The organism is Ruegeria sp. HKCCD6428, assembly GCF_013110595.1.
Lineage (GTDB): Bacteria > Pseudomonadota > Alphaproteobacteria > Rhodobacterales > Rhodobacteraceae > Ruegeria.
In genome coordinates, this window is the sequence record NZ_WVQX01000004.1 from 335,243 (window position 1) to 350,637 (window position 15,395).

Here is a 15,395-nt window from a genome sequence, read left to right on the forward strand (position 1 = left end):
AAAGGGCTCTGTGCAACAGAGCCCTTTTCCGGAATTTCCATATGGAATGGCAGATTACTTGATCTTGCCTTCCTTGTACTCGACATGCTTGCGAACGACCGGGTCGTATTTACGAATGGTCATTTTCTCAGTCATGGTGCGCGCGTTCTTCTTGGTCACATAGAAGTGGCCCGTGCCCGCGGTCGAGTTCAGACGGATCTTGATTGTCGTCGGCTTCGCCATGGTTATCTCCTGCGTCCGAAAAGGCAGGGGCCTTTCGGTTGAATTCCTATGAGCGTGCGCTTTTACGCGCTGCACCGCCTATGTCAAGGCCAATCGGATCATACAGGCACAGGAATCTGGTGCAGGTTCAACTAGGCAGGGTAGGCGCGCCCATATACGTGTGAATCTGGTCTCTTTCCGCGTCGGAAAGACCCAGAGCGGTGGACAATTGCCGCAGGTAAGATGCCTCGCGCGCGTTGTCCAGACGGATCGCAGCCAGGGAAGTTGCATAGATCTGCGTCTTGAGCGGCGCACCAGAATCAGCCGCCAATCCCATGACGTCAATCGGTGCGTTCAGCTGCTCTTGCACGAATGCGCGCTCTTCCTCGCTGACATCATCGCCCAATTCACCCAGGATGATTTCCTTTTCCTGTTCGTCCAGTTCACCATCTGCCTTGGCAGCCTGAATCATTGCGCGCAGCATGAGTTTTGCCTGCTCTTCCATCGCTGCACCCGCGGGCGTGCCGCCGAACACGGTTTCCATCATGTCACCTGTGTGTTGATTGGCAGTTTTGGCGGCCCCTTGCATGGCGTTCAACAACCCACCCAAACCAGCGGCTCCGGCTGTGCTGCCGCCAACCCCCATCTTGCTCATCATGTCCTGCAAGCCTGACGCGCCACCGGGCAGGCCAAATTGTTCTGCCATTTTGCCCAGCTGATCCGCGCCAAAACCACCGCCGGCGCCTTGCATCATGTCTTGCAGCCCAGCCATGCCGCCCATCTTCTGATATTTTTCCATACCCTTGGCCGCAGCAAAACCAATGGCCACGGACGCCAGTGTTTTCATAAAGCTCATAATCAACCTCCCATATCTTCAAATTGGTTCCGAAAGTCTAACAGCCGAATGCAATCCCGAATACCGTGCTCAACCTGAACGCGACCGGCCCATAGCCCGGCACATGATAAAGCCCAAAGATGGCATGTAATTTGCGGTCTTGTTTGTACATATCACGGATTCGTGATAGGTTCGCCCATCCAAGAAGCCGAATTCAGGCTCGAAGGCCGAGGCAGCGTGAATGGGGTCAACCCGCAACGAGCAGAGTTGTTTTATGCGACTTTTCTTGGGGGGCTATCATGACAGAATGGGCTATTCAGGCCGAAGAACTGGCCAATTGCAATTGCAACTTCGGTTGCCCGTGTCAGTTCAGCGTACTGCCGTCACACGGCAATTGCGAGGCGGTTGTCGTCTTTGACATTCAAAGCGGTCACTACGGTGACACTGATCTGGGCGGTCTTCGGGCGGCAGGGGTCTATCATTGGCCGGGACCAATTCATGAAGGTAACGGTCAGATGCAGCTGATCATTGATGAAAGCGCAACAGCTGAACAGCGTGCCGCGTTGCAAGCGATCATGACCGGTCAGGATACGGATGAAATGGCCACGTTCTGGTATGTCTTCAGCGCCATGGCGCCTTTGAAACATGAAACGCTGTTTGTTCCGATTGAACTGGACTGGAACCGTGACGAGCGCAGCGGATACGCCAAGGTTGCCGGAGTTTTCGATGTTGAGGTCAATCCGATCCCTCATATCGTATCGGGCGCACCTCACCGCGCGTCGATACAGTTGCCGAACGGCTTTGAATACCGCCACGCCGAGGCGGCATCGGGCAGTGCGACTACAACGGGTGGTCAGATCCGGCTGACCTTTGACGCAACCCATGCTCATCTGGCGCATCTGAACATCTCGGGCCATGGCGTCTTGGGCGCATAAGCAGAGAACACCCATGACCAAGCAGAACGCATCGCCCCGGGGCGGGACGGTTGAGTGGTTGCTGAGACAGGACAGCGCGATTGTTCTGGGAAGCGTTCTTCTGATCATCCTCGGTGCAACCTGGTACACGATAGCTGGCGTCGGGATGAACATGTCCGCGGTCGAGATGACCCGGATGGCCGGCCCTGTCGGAGATCCCATGCAAATGGGCCCGGCAGCAGCGTGGAGCGCAAGCTATGCCTTGCTGATTTTTCTGATGTGGTGGGTCATGATGATCGCCATGATGACCCCAAGCGCTGCGCCTGCCGTTCTTCTGTTCATCGCGGTCAAGCGGACAGGGCCTGAAAAGCACCGGACGGTTGCGTTCAGCCTGTGGTTTTTATCCGGCTATCTGGTGGCCTGGGGGGCGTTCAGCCTGATTGCAACCGCATTGCAATGGGGGTTGGAACAAATCGGGTTGTCCGACGGGCCGATGATGACGATCAGTTCGGGTGTCTTCGCAGGCAGCGTTCTGCTGGCGGCTGGCGCCTATCAGTTTTCAGCTTTGAAAAACGCATGCCTGCGCCACTGTCAGAGCCCCGCACGTTTCCTGGCCGATCACAACCGACCCGGAACATTCGGTGCTTTCCGCACCGGTATCCTGCACGGCACGTATTGTCTGGGATGCTGCTGGGCACTGATGCTGCTGCTTTTCGTCGGAGGGATCATGAACCTCTACTGGATTGTCGGAATTGCCGCCTATGTCGCGCTGGAAAAACTTTTGCCCGGGGCCCGGTGGCTTGTGCCGGTAACAGGTTTTGCGCTGATCGGCGCTGGCCTCTGGTTCATCACGGCACCGTTGTTTTCCGGCACCTGATTTTGAACGGCCCCGGGGTCGGCTGACTTGAAGATCCAAAAACGATTTGACGCAACAGGAGGTATCAATGCCCATTTTCATTACTTACGCATCTTACTCGCAAGCCGGTGTCAAAGGCATGTTGCAAAAGCCCGAGAACCGCACCGGTCCGGTGAAGGCTCTGCTGGAAAAAGTAGGCGGCAGGCTGCTGTCCTTCTACATGACAACCGGCAGCAACGACGTGGTTGTGATCAGCGAAGCCCCAGATGGGACAGACGCCGTGGCCGTTGGCATGGCTGTCGCCGCGTCGGGTGCAGTGACGAACATCGAAACCGTCCGCGCCTGGACCGCAGACGAGTTCACGTCGATAACAGAGAAAGCGGCGGCGCTGACCGGTTCCTACACGCCGCCCGGAGGATAGGCGAATACGCGCGGAGGGCCTGTAAGCCGGATCTTGTTCCGGGGTTACCCCCTTCGATGACCATTCCTCTAGGCCGTGCATTGCTGCGCGGCTCAAGCTGCCAACCCGGTCCCTCTCGGCCAAGACGTGCCTAGCGGCGGTATCGGCTTGCGCCGACCGGCCCGCGCCGGGACCCTATTTGGCATTGCTCCCGGTGGGGCTTGCCGTGCCGCCCCTGTTGCCAGGGGCGCGGTGGGCTCTTACCCCACCGTTTCACCCTTACCCTGAACCAAAGTTCCGGGCGGTCTGATTTCTGTGGCGCTTTCCGTCGGGTTACCCCGCCCGGGCGTTACCCGGCACCGTTGTCTTGTGGAGTCCGGACTTTCCTCTCGGGCCTTGCGACCCCAGCGGCCATCCGGCCCTCCGCGCGTGGGTTGGGTAGGCTCTGCGGTCGGCGGCGTCAAGGGTGGATGGTTCAGAGAAGGGGCCAGCCCCTTCTTGGCCTGCGGCCAATTCAACCCCGGGATATTTTCAGCCAGATGAAGGGCGGATCAGGAGTGCGGGATCAACGGTGCAAGGTCGGCTTGCTGCAAAGGCCCCCTGCCCCATGGGCGGTATCGAAGGCGGACGGCATGCAACAGCGTATCATCGTCTACATCAGCGCTGAAACCGGCAGCCTGAGCCAGATTTCGGAACTGGCCCTTTGATGCAGTTTGCGGACCAGCGGCATATCCGCGGGGCGTGGCCAGCAAGTTGCGCTCGAGCCGCAACCAGTCAAATCGCGGACCGGGGTCAAATTTGCGCCCAGGCGCCATGTCCGAATGGCCGATAACACCGTTTGGCAAGATGGCCCAACGGTGCATTATCTGGCGCAACAGCTGTTCCAGCCGATGCATCTGGGGTTCGGGGAACGGATGCTTGCCGGCGTTGTCCAGCTCGATGCCTATGGAACGAGAGTTGATGTCGGTCTGGCCGTGCCATTCTCCGGCACCCGCGTGCCAAGCCCGGTCTTCTTCGCGCACCATCTGCCACAGCGTGCCATCATTGCCGATCAGGTAATGGGCCGAGACCTCGGCCTTTGGGTCGCACAGACGATCCAAAGCCGCCTGCGCGCTGTCCATCGCCGTGTAATGGATCACGATCAAGGATGGTGTCAGACCATCTCGGCGCTCACCAAAATTGGGTGACGGATGCCAGATCGGGTTCAGGGGGTCAGTTGCTGACGGCACTGCGGAACGGGCTCGGGTCCCAGCCACACGCATAGCCATCCCCATCCGGGTCCAGACCTTTGCGGTCGCGCTGGGGGCCGCCATTGGACAGAAACTCGATCTGAGCCTGATCAGGGGATGGGAATTGCGCGCAGTTCCTCTGAGCCTTGGCCTGAAGGTTGAAACCGGACCGGCTGTAAAGTTGCACACCTACCGGATTGGACGTGCTCAGTGCATATTGCACGATGTTTGTCTGGCCGCTCGCCGTGCGCTCGGGCACTGCCGTCGGGGCCACGAGTTCATACGTCTGGCGGTTCTGCTCGACCCGGGCGGCGTCGGATTCGATGCTGCGGCGTTCGGACACGGCGGCAAAATCCTGTTCATCCGAAATCGCGCCAGTGTTCGCCACGGGAACCGCCGTAACCGCGGCTGGGTTTTGGCCAGATGTGCTGGCCAATGCCGCCGCGGTCTGGTTGGCGATATCCGCGTTTTCACCCGTGGCAACAGGCGCCGTACCCGGGGCGCCCAGCGGTTGTTGTGAAACTTCGACCGGGGCCAGCAGAGGGTTGCCGGCCACGCCCTGACCTGCCAATTGAGCCTCGCGCTGCGCCTGGTATTCAGGCGTGTTGAAACCCGTGCTGGTCAGCGGCGCGACATCCGTGCACGCCGTTGCCAGTGCAAGAGCGGGGACCAAAAGCAAAACGCGCATTGTTTGGCTCCGTGTCTAGTGCTTCAGTTGCCCGAGGCTTACCACCATTTCCCGGGCTTGGCCACAAAACCGGCCGCGTTTTCCAGCGCATAGGCGGTATTGAGCAGGTCGCCTTCTTCCCAGGGACGCCCGATCAGCTGCAATCCCAGCGGAAGACCTTGTGTGTCCAGGCCTGCGGGGACCGAGATACCGGGCAGTCCGGCCAGGTTCACGGTCACGGTGAAGACATCGTTCAAATACATTTGAACAGGATCTGCTTCGGTCATTTCGCCCAGACCGAAGGCCGCCGATGGGGTTGCCGGGGTCAGGATGGCGTCGACACCGGCCGCGAACACGTCTTCGAAGTCTTTCTTGATCAGCGTGCGCACCTTGCGGGCACGATTGTAATAGGCGTCGTAGAATCCAGCCGACAAAACATACGTGCCGACCATGACCCGGCGCTGCACTTCGTGGCCAAAGCCCTCGGCGCGGGTCTTTTCGTACATCTCGGTGATGCCATCCCCCTGCGCCAACTGTGCACGATGCCCATAGCGGACACCGTCATAGCGGGCGAGGTTCGAGGACGCCTCGGCCGGGGCGATCACATAGTAGGCAGGCAGCGCATACTTGGTGTGCGGCAGCGAGATATCGACGATCTCGGCCCCCGCATCCTTCAGCATCGCGGCACCATCGGCCCAGAGCTTTTCGATCTCGGCGGGCATGCCGTCCATGCGGTATTCCTTGGGGATACCGATCTTCTTGCCCTTGATGTCGCCAGTCAGCATCGCTTCGAAATTCGGAACGGCCAGATCCGCACTGGTCGAATCCTTGGCGTCATGGCCGCACATGGTTTCCAGCATGATCGCGGCGTCGCGGACATTCTTGGTCATCGGACCGGCCTGATCCAGCGAGGACGCAAACGCCACAATGCCCCAGCGCGAGCAACGACCATAGGTCGGCTTGATGCCGGTGATCCCGACAAAAGCCGCGGGCTGCCGGATGGAACCGCCGGTATCGGTACCCGTTGCTGCAAGGCACAGATCGGCAGCAACGGCGGCCGCAGATCCGCCCGACGAACCGCCCGGCGTCAGCTGCGCATCATCGTTACCACGACGCCACGGGCTGACCGCGTTGCCATAGACCGATGTTTCGTTGGACGAGCCCATGGCGAATTCGTCCATGTTCAGCTTGCCCAGCATCACCGCGCCTGCGTCGGCCAGTTGCTGTGACACGGTGGATTCGTATTCCGGCTTGAAGCCTTCAAGAATGCCCGACGCGGCTTGTGACGGCACGCCCTTGGTGCAGAACAGGTCCTTGATGCCGATCGGCAGGCCACACATTGACGGAGCGTCCCCACCCTTGATCCGTTCATCCGCGGCCTTGGCGCGCTCCATCGCGATCTCGGGCGTCTTGTGGACGAATGCGTTCAGCGCATCTGCTTCATCAATGGCTTTCAAGCAGGCTTCTGTCAGCTCAACAGAGGTGACGTCGCCGGCTCGCAACGCGTCGCGGGCCTCGGCCAGGCCCAATTTGTTCAGATCGCTCATGTCTTACTCCACCACTTTGGGGACTGCGAAGAACCCTTCGCGGGCGTCGGGGGCGTTGGCCAGAACCTTGTCCTGCTGATTGCCATCGGTGACTTCGTCCTGACGGCGCTTGAGGCGCATGGGTGTGACCGAAACCATCGGCTCGACACCTTCCACATCCACTTCGTTCAGCTGTTCGATGAACCCAAGGATGGTGTTGAACTCGGATGCCAGCGCCGGCAGCGCGTCATCCTCGACCTTGATCCGGGCCAGTTTGGCCACTTTGGCGGCGGTGCTTTGGTCAATCGACATCGGCTTCCCTCATCTATGTTAGGGGGCGTTTACCCGTCTGTAGCGGCAGTCGCAAGACCGGGCTGCCCTGGGCAGGTCCGAGTTTGGAACTCCCCCCTTTTCTGAGGCTATTCAAAACTGAATGACTGGTATGCAAAAAAGTAAACCGAATAGTTCATTATCGATCTTGAAAACTAAACTGTACTGTTCATTTTATTTATGCGACATAACGCAAACCGGAGAAAAAACATGAAACCCCTGATAACAGCCGCAGTCTTGTCCGCCACGATTTTGGCCGCACCGGCCATGGCTTTGGGTATCGACACAAGCAACCTGACACGCACGTTGACCTTCCCGTCCCCTATCACGGAACCGGTCACGCAGGATCAGGTTAAACCTGCCAAGTAACGCGCAGGTCCTGGCCGGGTCAGATATCCCCTCTCTGACCCGGCTGTTTTTCATTTTCGAGGATGCACATCCCAGAGCAAGCCGCTAGCATGACGCCGAATACAGAACAGAACTGCGCCGAGGTTTCGTAGTTCAGGCAAGCCAGTGGAGCAGATTATGAGCACGCAAAAACAAGCGGTTCTGGACGCAATCGACGCAGCCAATGCAAATGACCCCAACCAAGACGAGGGCCGCCCCGCGGCGCTGTTGTATGGCGAACGCATGAGTGCCGAGCTGGGCCGCCTGTTTCCGGACGCTTCTGACGCCCTTCAAATCGCCGCGCGCGGGCAGCATGTGGAACGTTGGAAACTTGCCCGCAGTGAATATCCCGAAGGTCGGGTTGGATACCTGTCATGGCGCAAGGCGCAGGGCGAACACCATGCCGACGTGGTCATGGGGTTGATGACCCGCGAAGGTTACGATTCAGAACAGGTCGAGGCCGCAGGGCGTATGTTGCGCAAACAGGGCATCAAGCGGGACGCGGAAGTGCAGGCGTTGGAAGACGTGATCTGCTTTGTGTTTCTGAAATGGTATTTCCAGCCCTTTGCCGCAAAACACTCGGCCGAGAAAATCCAGAGCATCGTTGAAAAAACAGCCCGCAAGATGTCGCCCGAAGGCCGCGCTCGGGTGTTGAACGAATTTGATCTGCCCGACCATCTGGCCGCAGCCTTTCAGAACTAGGAGCGGACCAGGGCGGTTTCGTTGACCTACTTGTCACGAGGCTCGGAGGACACAAGCGATCCTTCCGCGCCTCAAGACGCCGGGCCTTTGCCGAAACGGCCCCTGACAAGAGCTGCGCGATAAACCTCGATCATCCATCCCAGCATGATGGCATTCAGGATATGCCACATGAAATGCGTCCCCATTGGCCATTGCCTGCAAATAGGCAAATCCAGCGCCCGGAACGTGATCGACAGAATCAGGATCAAGGCCCCGATTGTCATCCCTTTGGCCAGGATCATGTCTTGGCCCCGCAGCAGGAACGCATAGATCAGGATCAACAAAGGAACCGGCGCGTAAACCGCCGACCCGCCAAGCCCCGGCACAAGCTGGAACAGGGGCGCAACGAGTGCCGCATAGGGAAGAAACAGAATCGTACCGCAGATCGCCATTCCGGACGACATGCGACAGATGTCGCGGTTCACCGCAAATATATAGACCAATATGAACAGCAGGATCGGCGCCACATCCGCCAAAGCCGCCCAAACCCGGGCATGGGTGTGAAACAGATAGCTTCCGACCCCGATCATGGCCAAAATCACGACCAGACCCTTGGCAAACGGCATGTCCTGATCGCGCACGCGCCGCCACATGATCCATGCGGCAATCAGAAAAGCAGCGTTCGTGATCGCATTGATCGGCTCGGCCCAATAGTCCGCCGACACGCGTTCGCAATAGCCATCAATTTCTCGAATCCAGTCCATGGAATTTTACATAGCCGATGCTAGGCTGCTGCCAAGAGACCTTATGGGAGGAAAACCGGAATGAACATTATCTGGCTGGGCCATGGCAGTTTTCGCATTGAAACTCAGGGGCAGGTTCTGTTGATCGACCCGTGGCTGACCGGCAACCCGGTCTTGCCGGAAGATCAGCATGATGCAGCGCTGGATGGTGCGTCTCATATCCTTCTGACCCACACGCATTTCGACCATGTGGTTGACATTCTGCCGCTGGCCAAACACCTGAAAATCCCCGTTGTCGGACAGTATGACCTGATGGGATACTGGAGCGAAGCGGAAGGCATCGAGACCATCGGTTTCAACAAAGGCGGCACCGTCGATCTGAACGGCGTCAAGGTGACAATGGTTCCGGCCTCTCACAGTTCGACTTTTTCAACACCAGATGGTCTGCGCACCGGCGGCAGCGAGGTCGGCTTCATGATCGCGGCCGAGGGGCGTATGCTCTATGTTTCGGGCGATACCGACATCATGGCGGACATGGATTGGATGGGGGATTACTACAAGCCCGATATCGGCATCCTTTCAGCCGGCGGGCATTTCACCATGGATATGAAAGCCGCCGCCTATGCCGCGAAACGGTACTTCGACTTCAAGACGGTCATCCCATGCCACTACAGGACGTTCCCCATTCTGGAACAATCCGCACAGGCATTGATCGACGGATTGCCGGGGGTCGAAGTGATCGAACCTGAGGTTATGAAAGCCATCACCGTCTGACGACAGCGCAGCGCGTCAGCCCGGCTTGTCCTGGCGGCGCGCTTCGAAGAAGGCCTTCAAAAGCGCGGCGGCCTCTTCGCCTGCAATCCCGTCATAGACCTCGGGCACGTGATGCGCCTGTGCATGTGAAAACACGCGCGCGCCATGCGCCACGCCCCCGGATTTGGGGTCTGCCGCACCGTAATAGATCCGCCGGATACGCGCGACCGCCAAGGCTGCGGCGCACATCGCGCAAGGCTCCAGCGTGACGTAGAGATCATGATCCGGCAGCCGTTCAGAGCCCGCCTGCGCACAGGCTGCTCGCAAGGCCATGATTTCCGCATGGGCCGTGGGATCATTCAACTCGCGCGTCCGGTTTCCGGCCGCGGCCACGACCGTTCCGTCCGGACCAACGACAACAGCCCCCACGGGCACCTCCCCCCTGTCGGCTGCCGCTCGCGCCTCGGACAGGGCCTGTTGCATATGCGATTTGAACACCATGCCCCTGACTGCATCAGAAACCCGCCTTTCGCAAGCGCGCGGGATGCGGTATGGCCCTGACATGAACAAGACCCCACCCCCCGGCGATCGGATCGCCAAAGTCCTGGCCCGCGCTGGCGTAGCGTCGCGGCGCGAGGCGGAACGCATGATCGAAGCAGGCCGCGTGGCAGTGAATGGCAAGACCATCGACAGCCCCGCCCTGAACGTGACGGCGAAAGACAAGATCGCAGTCGACGGCAAGCCGGTCTCGGAACCGGAACCGTCGCGTCTCTGGCTGTATCACAAGCCCGCCGGGTTGGTGACGACGACCAGCGACGAAAAAGGACGAGAGACAATTTTCGACAAGCTGCCCGACGACATGCCACGGGTGATGAGCGTCGGTCGGCTGGACCTGAATTCCGAAGGATTGCTGCTGTTGACCAACGATGGCGGCATCAAGCGCAAGCTGGAACTGCCCTCGACCGGCTGGTTGCGGAAGTACCGCGTGCGGGTGAACGGTCGCCCGAAGGACGAGGATTTCGAACCGCTGCGCAAGGGGCTGGTGATCGAGGGAGAGCGGTTTCAGCCAATGACCGTGTCGCTGGATCGCCAACAGGGCGCAAATGCCTGGCTGACGATCGGCCTGCGCGAAGGCAAGAACCGCGAAATCCGCCGCGCGATGGAAGATATCGGCTTAACCGTGAACCGACTGTTGCGCGTGTCCTATGGCCCCTTCCAGCTGGGGACCCTGAAACAGGGCGAGGTCGAAGAAGTCCGTCGCCGGGTCATGCGCGACCAGCTGGGTCTGGACGCCGAAGACAAACCCGACAATGCGCCCAAACGCCCGTCACGGCCACAAAGAAAACGGCCTCGGATCGGCAAGAATCCCCGCAAGTGATGCGGGTTCGGCAACCTTCCCCCTAGCGCTAAGCCCGCGTATCCCCTAAATTTTCAGTGAAAGCTGCTATTTGGGGGGCGTGATGTCCGGAAGCGGAGTGCAAAAACTGGCCTACGCCGCACTGCTGGTACTGTTGTTCGGTGTCTGCACTGGCTTGCTCGGGGGTCTGTAAGCCATGGCAAAACGGTTTGGCGGCAAATACAGCCCGCACGGCGATGAATCGGAAAACACTCCACTGCCGAGGGGTCAGTTTGACGGCGCACGGGTCGAGCCCGCTGGCGCACGTGCGAATATTCTGTTTCTACCCGCCATTCCTTTGGTGTTTCTGTCCTTGAACGACGGCGCGATTGGTATGACGCTGGGGCTGGTCGCCGCTGGTTTTCTGACGGCGGCCGCATTCTTGCTGCGAGAAGGTCTGAGAGCTGAGGCCGCGTACAATGCCCGCAAAACCGCCCGACGCCCTGCTTTTCCGCGGAAGATATTTGCCAGTGTTCTCACCGGTCTTGGTGCTGGCCTTGCGTCTTACAGGTCCGAGTTTCTGGACGCTGAAGCGGCAGCGCAGGTCAGCCTGTTAGCCCCCGTGCTGTTTGGTGTCGCAGCGACCGCTCTGCATTCTGTCTCATTCGGGCTTGATCCGATGAAGAACAAGGGCATGGAGGGGGTCGACACCTTTCAGCAAGACCGAGTGGCGCGCGTGGTCGATGATGCCGAGAAACACTTGTCGGAAATGACGGATGCCATAAAACGCGCGGGCGATCGACGTGTCGAAGCCCGAGTCGAGCGATTTCAGGACACCGCACGTGACCTGTTCCGCACGGTCGAGGAAGACCCCCGCGATCTGGCCGGCGCAAGAAAATATCTGACTGTGTATCTACAGGGCGCGCGTGATGCGACTGTCAAATTTGCTGATGTCTATGCGCGCACCCGCGACGCGCAGGCACTGGCCGACTATTCCGCCCTTCTGGACGATCTGGAACAGAATTTTGCCGCGCGTACGCGGAAAATGCTATTGGATGACCGCAGTGATCTGACGGTCGAAATCGACGTGTTGCGTGAAAGATTGCAGCGCGAAGGCGTCCGGCTGGACTGACCGGCCATATTTGAGCGAGGAACATACCCATGTCCGATGAGATCAAGAACAAGGCAGTTCAGGCCGAGACTCTGGTACAGGAAGTCACCGCAGTTTCCCTACCCGAACCGCAAGCCGAAGTCGTGTCGTTGGAGGAAGCCGACGAACCCGTCAGCGCCGAAATTCGCAAGCGGATGAATGAAATCGACATGGACAACACCAATTCGATTGTCGCGTTTGGCTCGTCCGCTCAGGCCGAGCTGCAGGAAATCAGCCAGGCCATGCTTGCGGATGTGCGCAACAAGGATGTCGGCCCGGCCGGAGACAGCCTGCGCAATATCGTGACCACAATCCGCGGTTTCTCGGTCAGTGAACTTGACGTGCGGCGCGAGCGCAGCTGGTGGGAGAAACTGTTGGGCAGGGCTGCACCGTTTGCAAAATTCACAGCGCAATACGAAGAGGTTCAGGGCCAGATCGATCGCATTACCGACGATCTTCTGGGGCATGAGCATACGCTGCTCAAGGATATCAAATCTCTGGATCTGCTTTATGAGAAGACCTTGGACTTTTATGACGAACTGGCGCTGTACATCGCTGCGGGCGAAGAGAAGCTGACCGAGCTGGACAGCCACGACATCCCTGAAAAGGAAGCCGAAGTTCAGGCCGCTCCGGAAGATCAGCAAGTGATGAAGGCACAGGAGCTGCGTGACATGCGCGCGGCGCGTGACGACCTTGAACGCCGGGTTCATGACCTGAAATTGACACGACAGGTCACGATGCAGTCCCTGCCGTCGATCCGCTTGGTTCAGGAAAACGACAAATCGCTGGTCACCAAGATCAACTCGACACTGGTGAACACGGTCCCGCTATGGGAAACGCAGCTGGCCCAAGCGGTTACGATACAACGCAGCGCCGAAGCCGCCGCCGCGGTGCGGGATGCCAACGACCTGACGAACGAGCTTTTGACTTCGAATGCGGCCAACCTGCGCGAATCGAACAAGATGATCCGCCAAGAGATGGAGCGCGGCGTGTTCGACATCGAAGCGGTCAAGCAGGCCAATGCCGACCTGATTGGTACCATCAACGAAAGCCTTGCCATTGCGGACGAAGGCAAGGCCAAACGCGCCGCAGCCGAAGCTGAGTTGCAGAAGATGGAAAAGGAACTGCGCGACACTTTGGCGGCCGCCAAGGCGCGCCGCGACGGAACCGGCGACACTGCCGGTACGGCGGTTCCCGGCTAAGGGCGGGATCGGCGTGCGGGCCTTCGGTTACTTGAAAGGGACCTTGGGGATGGTATCGCTTTTGGCTCTGGCCAATTGCGACGAGACCCTGACGTCATCTGTTGTTCCGCAACCTCGCCCGACACCCGCCCCCGTGGCAGCCAATGCCTATGTGCCGCCGTCGGCCGCAAGTCAGGATCTGGCGCGTTTTTATCAGCGGGTTGAACGGGATTTGCTGGTGCGGGGGCTTTTGCGCACCGATGGGGGCGGTCCGGACACCCCCTATGATGCCGACGATCTGGCGCGGAATTTTGAAGCGATCGCGTTCTACAGCGAGTATCCGACGCAGAGCGTCGCGGTTGGCTCGCGTCAGACGGACGGGCAACTCAGCCGATGGTCCGGCTCTGTCCGCATACAGACCGAGTTCGGGCCCTCCGTGCTTCCCTCTGCACGGCAGAAAGATGCAGATCAGGTGCGGTCCTTTGCAACCCGACTGGCCAGATTGACCGATCATCCGGTTTCCGTCGTCTCCCGCAACGCCAATTTCCATGTCTTTTTTGCAGGCAAGGATGACAGCGCCTATGTCGTATCCCGCCTCAAACAGCTGATCCCGAATATCAGTCAGGACTCGCTGAATCTGGTGGCCAATCCACGCGCCAATTTCGACTGTCTGGTGTTTGCGTCGGCTACGACCTCATCACCACACAGATACGTACGTGCCGTTTCCCTTATCCGGGCCGAATTGACGGATCTGGGTCGCCAAAGCTGCATTCACGAAGAAATTGCTCAGGGTCTTGGTTTGTCCAATGACAGCCCGGCAGCGCGACCTTCGATTTTCAACGATGATGACGAATTTGCCTTGCTGACCAGTCACGACGAAAAGCTGCTGACGATGTTGTATGACCCACGGTTGCAGCCCGGCGTAGGCGTTGATGAAGCGCGGCCCATCGTACGAATTATCGCACATGAATTGATGGGGCAGTCGCTCTGACCCCAAGGACAGGAGAACCCAAATGGGAATATTCGATTTTCTGACCGGAGAATTCATTGATGTCATTCATTGGGTGGACGACACCCGTGACACGATGGTCTGGCGGTTCGAGCGTGAAGGCCACGAGATCAAGTATGGCGCCAAGCTGACCGTGCGCGAGGGCCAGGCGGCCGTATTCGTGCACGAAGGCCAGCTGGCCGACGTGTTCACGCCGGGCCTCTACATGCTTGAAACCAACAACATGCCGATCATGACGACGCTGCAACATTGGGATCACGGGTTCCAGTCGCCGTTCAAGTCCGAGATCTATTTCGTCAACACGACCCGGTTCAACGATCTGAAATGGGGCACCAAGAACCCGATCATGCTGCGCGATCCCGAATTCGGCCCCACCCGGATCCGCGCCTATGGCACCTACACGATCCGGGTGAAGGACCCGGCCAAATTTCTGGTCGAGATCGTGGGCACCGACGGTGAATTCACGATGGACGAGATCAGCTTTCAAATCCGCAACATCATCGTGCAGGAATTCAGCCGGGTGATCGCGGGCTCGGGCATCCCGGTTCTGGACATGGCTGCAAACACCGCCGATCTGGGCAAGCTGATCGCGGCCGAGGTCTCGCCCGTGCTCGACGGTTATGGGCTGGAAATGCCGGAATTCTACATCGAAAACATCTCACTGCCGCCGGCGGTCGAGGCGGCGCTGGACAAACGCACCTCGATGGGGCTGGCGGGGGATTTGGGCAAGTTCACCCAGTATTCCGCGGCCGAGGCGATGACGGCGGCCGCCAGTTCCCCGAGCGGAGGCGGCGGCATGGGCGCTGGCCTTGGTATGGGAATGGGCATGGCGATGGCGAACCAGATGTCGAACATGGCAGCGGGTCAGTCGTCAGGCCCGTGGGGCGCGCCCGCGCCCGCTGCCCCGCAACCATCCACGCATGTGGCCCCGCCGCCTCCCCCGCCGGTGGAGCATGTGTGGCATATCGCGGTGGACGGACAGACCAGCGGCCCGTTCTCGAAGGCCAAGATGGGTCGCATGGCCAGTGAGGGCGAGATCACGCGCGACACCTACGTGTGGACGCCCGGTCAGGACGGCTGGAAGAAGGCGGGTGAGGTGCAGGAACTGGCGCAGCTGTTCACGATCCTGCCGCCTCCGCCGCCCGGGGCGTGAGGCATCGGCATGACCGCATCGCGGAAACGCTCGAAGACAGGCGG

The 15,395-nt window shown here is 59.4% G+C and carries 19 protein-coding genes and 1 other RNA gene; 11 read left to right on the forward strand and 9 right to left on the reverse strand.

Annotated elements, in window-relative coordinates; all coding sequences use genetic code 11:
• Positions 1-54 precede the first annotated feature (54 nt).
• Positions 55-222: a 50S ribosomal protein L33 gene (rpmG, locus tag GS620_RS12245; RefSeq protein ID WP_037309480.1), complete on the reverse strand. Its 168-nt coding sequence runs from the start codon at positions 220-222 to the stop codon at positions 55-57.
• A 127-nt stretch (positions 223-349) separates the two neighbouring features.
• Positions 350-1,057: a DUF533 domain-containing protein gene (locus tag GS620_RS12250; RefSeq protein ID WP_171329552.1), complete on the reverse strand. Its 708-nt coding sequence runs from the start codon at positions 1,055-1,057 to the stop codon at positions 350-352.
• A 278-nt stretch (positions 1,058-1,335) separates the two neighbouring features.
• Here GS620_RS12250 and GS620_RS12255 point away from each other — a divergent pair, with 278 nt between their 5' ends.
• The 3 genes from GS620_RS12255 (at position 1,336) to GS620_RS12265 (ending at position 3,227) form a co-directional block, all read left to right on the forward strand.
• The gene (locus tag GS620_RS12255; RefSeq protein ID WP_171167099.1) at positions 1,336-1,971 is read left to right on the forward strand and encodes a DUF1326 domain-containing protein; all 636 of its coding nucleotides are present in this window, start codon (positions 1,336-1,338) and stop codon (positions 1,969-1,971) included.
• A gap of 13 nt (positions 1,972-1,984) precedes the next feature.
• Complete coding sequence (locus tag GS620_RS12260; RefSeq protein WP_171167097.1) at positions 1,985-2,827, forward strand: DUF2182 domain-containing protein; 843 nt, start codon at positions 1,985-1,987, stop codon at positions 2,825-2,827.
• A gap of 67 nt (positions 2,828-2,894) precedes the next feature.
• The gene (locus GS620_RS12265) at positions 2,895-3,227 is read left to right on the forward strand and encodes a GYD domain-containing protein (protein WP_152458759.1); all 333 of its coding nucleotides are present in this window, start codon (positions 2,895-2,897) and stop codon (positions 3,225-3,227) included.
• 6 nt (positions 3,228-3,233) lie between these two features.
• Here the strand turns inward: GS620_RS12265 and rnpB are convergent.
• The 5 genes from rnpB to gatC form a co-directional block, all read right to left on the reverse strand.
• Positions 3,234-3,633: RNase P RNA component class A (rnpB, locus tag GS620_RS12270), an RNA gene on the reverse strand.
• A gap of 124 nt (positions 3,634-3,757) precedes the next feature.
• Positions 3,758-4,468, reverse strand: coding sequence for an N-acetylmuramoyl-L-alanine amidase (locus GS620_RS12275; protein WP_253283897.1), 711 nt, complete (start codon positions 4,466-4,468; stop codon positions 3,758-3,760).
• Positions 4,419-5,123, reverse strand: a complete 705-nt coding sequence (locus tag GS620_RS12280) for a hypothetical protein (protein ID WP_171362448.1) — start codon at positions 5,121-5,123, stop codon at positions 4,419-4,421. Before GS620_RS12280 ends, GS620_RS12275 begins: the two co-directional genes overlap by 50 nt.
• 38 nt (positions 5,124-5,161) lie before the next feature.
• On the reverse strand, positions 5,162-6,649 hold the full coding sequence (gene gatA, locus GS620_RS12285; protein ID WP_171616090.1) for an Asp-tRNA(Asn)/Glu-tRNA(Gln) amidotransferase subunit GatA: 1,488 nt from the start codon (positions 6,647-6,649) through the stop codon (positions 5,162-5,164).
• Between the two features lie 3 nt (positions 6,650-6,652).
• The gene (gene gatC / locus GS620_RS12290; protein ID WP_171092525.1) at positions 6,653-6,940 is read right to left on the reverse strand and encodes an Asp-tRNA(Asn)/Glu-tRNA(Gln) amidotransferase subunit GatC; all 288 of its coding nucleotides are present in this window, start codon (positions 6,938-6,940) and stop codon (positions 6,653-6,655) included.
• Between the two features lie 228 nt (positions 6,941-7,168).
• On the opposite strand from gatC, the gene GS620_RS12295 reads away from it, so the two are divergent.
• Both GS620_RS12295 and GS620_RS12300 read left to right on the forward strand, forming a co-directional pair.
• Entirely contained in the window at positions 7,169-7,327 is a 159-nt protein-coding gene (locus GS620_RS12295) for a hypothetical protein (RefSeq protein WP_171167089.1), read from the forward strand.
• 156 nt (positions 7,328-7,483) lie between these two features.
• Positions 7,484-8,047 (forward strand): DUF4202 domain-containing protein, encoded by a 564-nt coding sequence (locus tag GS620_RS12300; protein ID WP_171616092.1) that lies wholly within the window; start codon positions 7,484-7,486, stop codon positions 8,045-8,047.
• A gap of 71 nt (positions 8,048-8,118) precedes the next feature.
• Here GS620_RS12300 and GS620_RS12305 read toward each other — a convergent pair whose 3' ends face one another.
• Positions 8,119-8,790 carry a ceramidase domain-containing protein gene (locus GS620_RS12305; protein WP_171616095.1) on the reverse strand — a complete coding sequence of 224 codons (672 nt, stop codon included), beginning with the start codon at positions 8,788-8,790 and terminating at the stop codon, positions 8,119-8,121.
• A 60-nt stretch (positions 8,791-8,850) separates the two neighbouring features.
• Here GS620_RS12305 and GS620_RS12310 point away from each other — a divergent pair, with 60 nt between their 5' ends.
• Positions 8,851-9,543, forward strand: a complete 693-nt coding sequence (locus GS620_RS12310; RefSeq protein ID WP_171616097.1) for a metal-dependent hydrolase — start codon at positions 8,851-8,853, stop codon at positions 9,541-9,543.
• Positions 9,544-9,558: 15 nt separating this feature from the next.
• On the opposite strand, the gene GS620_RS12315 is transcribed toward GS620_RS12310, so the two are convergent.
• Entirely contained in the window at positions 9,559-10,023 is a 465-nt protein-coding gene (locus tag GS620_RS12315) for a nucleoside deaminase (protein WP_171616099.1), read from the reverse strand.
• On the opposite strand from GS620_RS12315, the gene GS620_RS12320 reads away from it, so the two are divergent.
• The 5 genes from GS620_RS12320 (at position 10,022) to GS620_RS12340 (ending at position 15,351) form a co-directional block, all read left to right on the forward strand.
• Positions 10,022-10,900, forward strand: coding sequence for a pseudouridine synthase (locus GS620_RS12320; RefSeq protein ID WP_171616101.1), 879 nt, complete (start codon positions 10,022-10,024; stop codon positions 10,898-10,900). The genes GS620_RS12315 and GS620_RS12320 overlap by 2 nt on opposite strands.
• 175 nt (positions 10,901-11,075) lie before the next feature.
• Positions 11,076-11,990, forward strand: coding sequence for a 5-bromo-4-chloroindolyl phosphate hydrolysis family protein (locus GS620_RS12325; protein WP_171616103.1), 915 nt, complete (start codon positions 11,076-11,078; stop codon positions 11,988-11,990).
• A gap of 29 nt (positions 11,991-12,019) precedes the next feature.
• On the forward strand, positions 12,020-13,210 hold the full coding sequence (locus GS620_RS12330) for a toxic anion resistance protein (protein ID WP_171616105.1): 1,191 nt from the start codon (positions 12,020-12,022) through the stop codon (positions 13,208-13,210).
• 49 nt (positions 13,211-13,259) lie between these two features.
• Positions 13,260-14,180: a DUF2927 domain-containing protein gene (locus GS620_RS12335; protein WP_171205350.1), complete on the forward strand. Its 921-nt coding sequence runs from the start codon at positions 13,260-13,262 to the stop codon at positions 14,178-14,180.
• Between the two features lie 22 nt (positions 14,181-14,202).
• Entirely contained in the window at positions 14,203-15,351 is a 1,149-nt protein-coding gene (locus GS620_RS12340) for an SPFH domain-containing protein (protein WP_152458781.1), read from the forward strand.
• Positions 15,352-15,395: the final 44 nt, after the last annotated feature.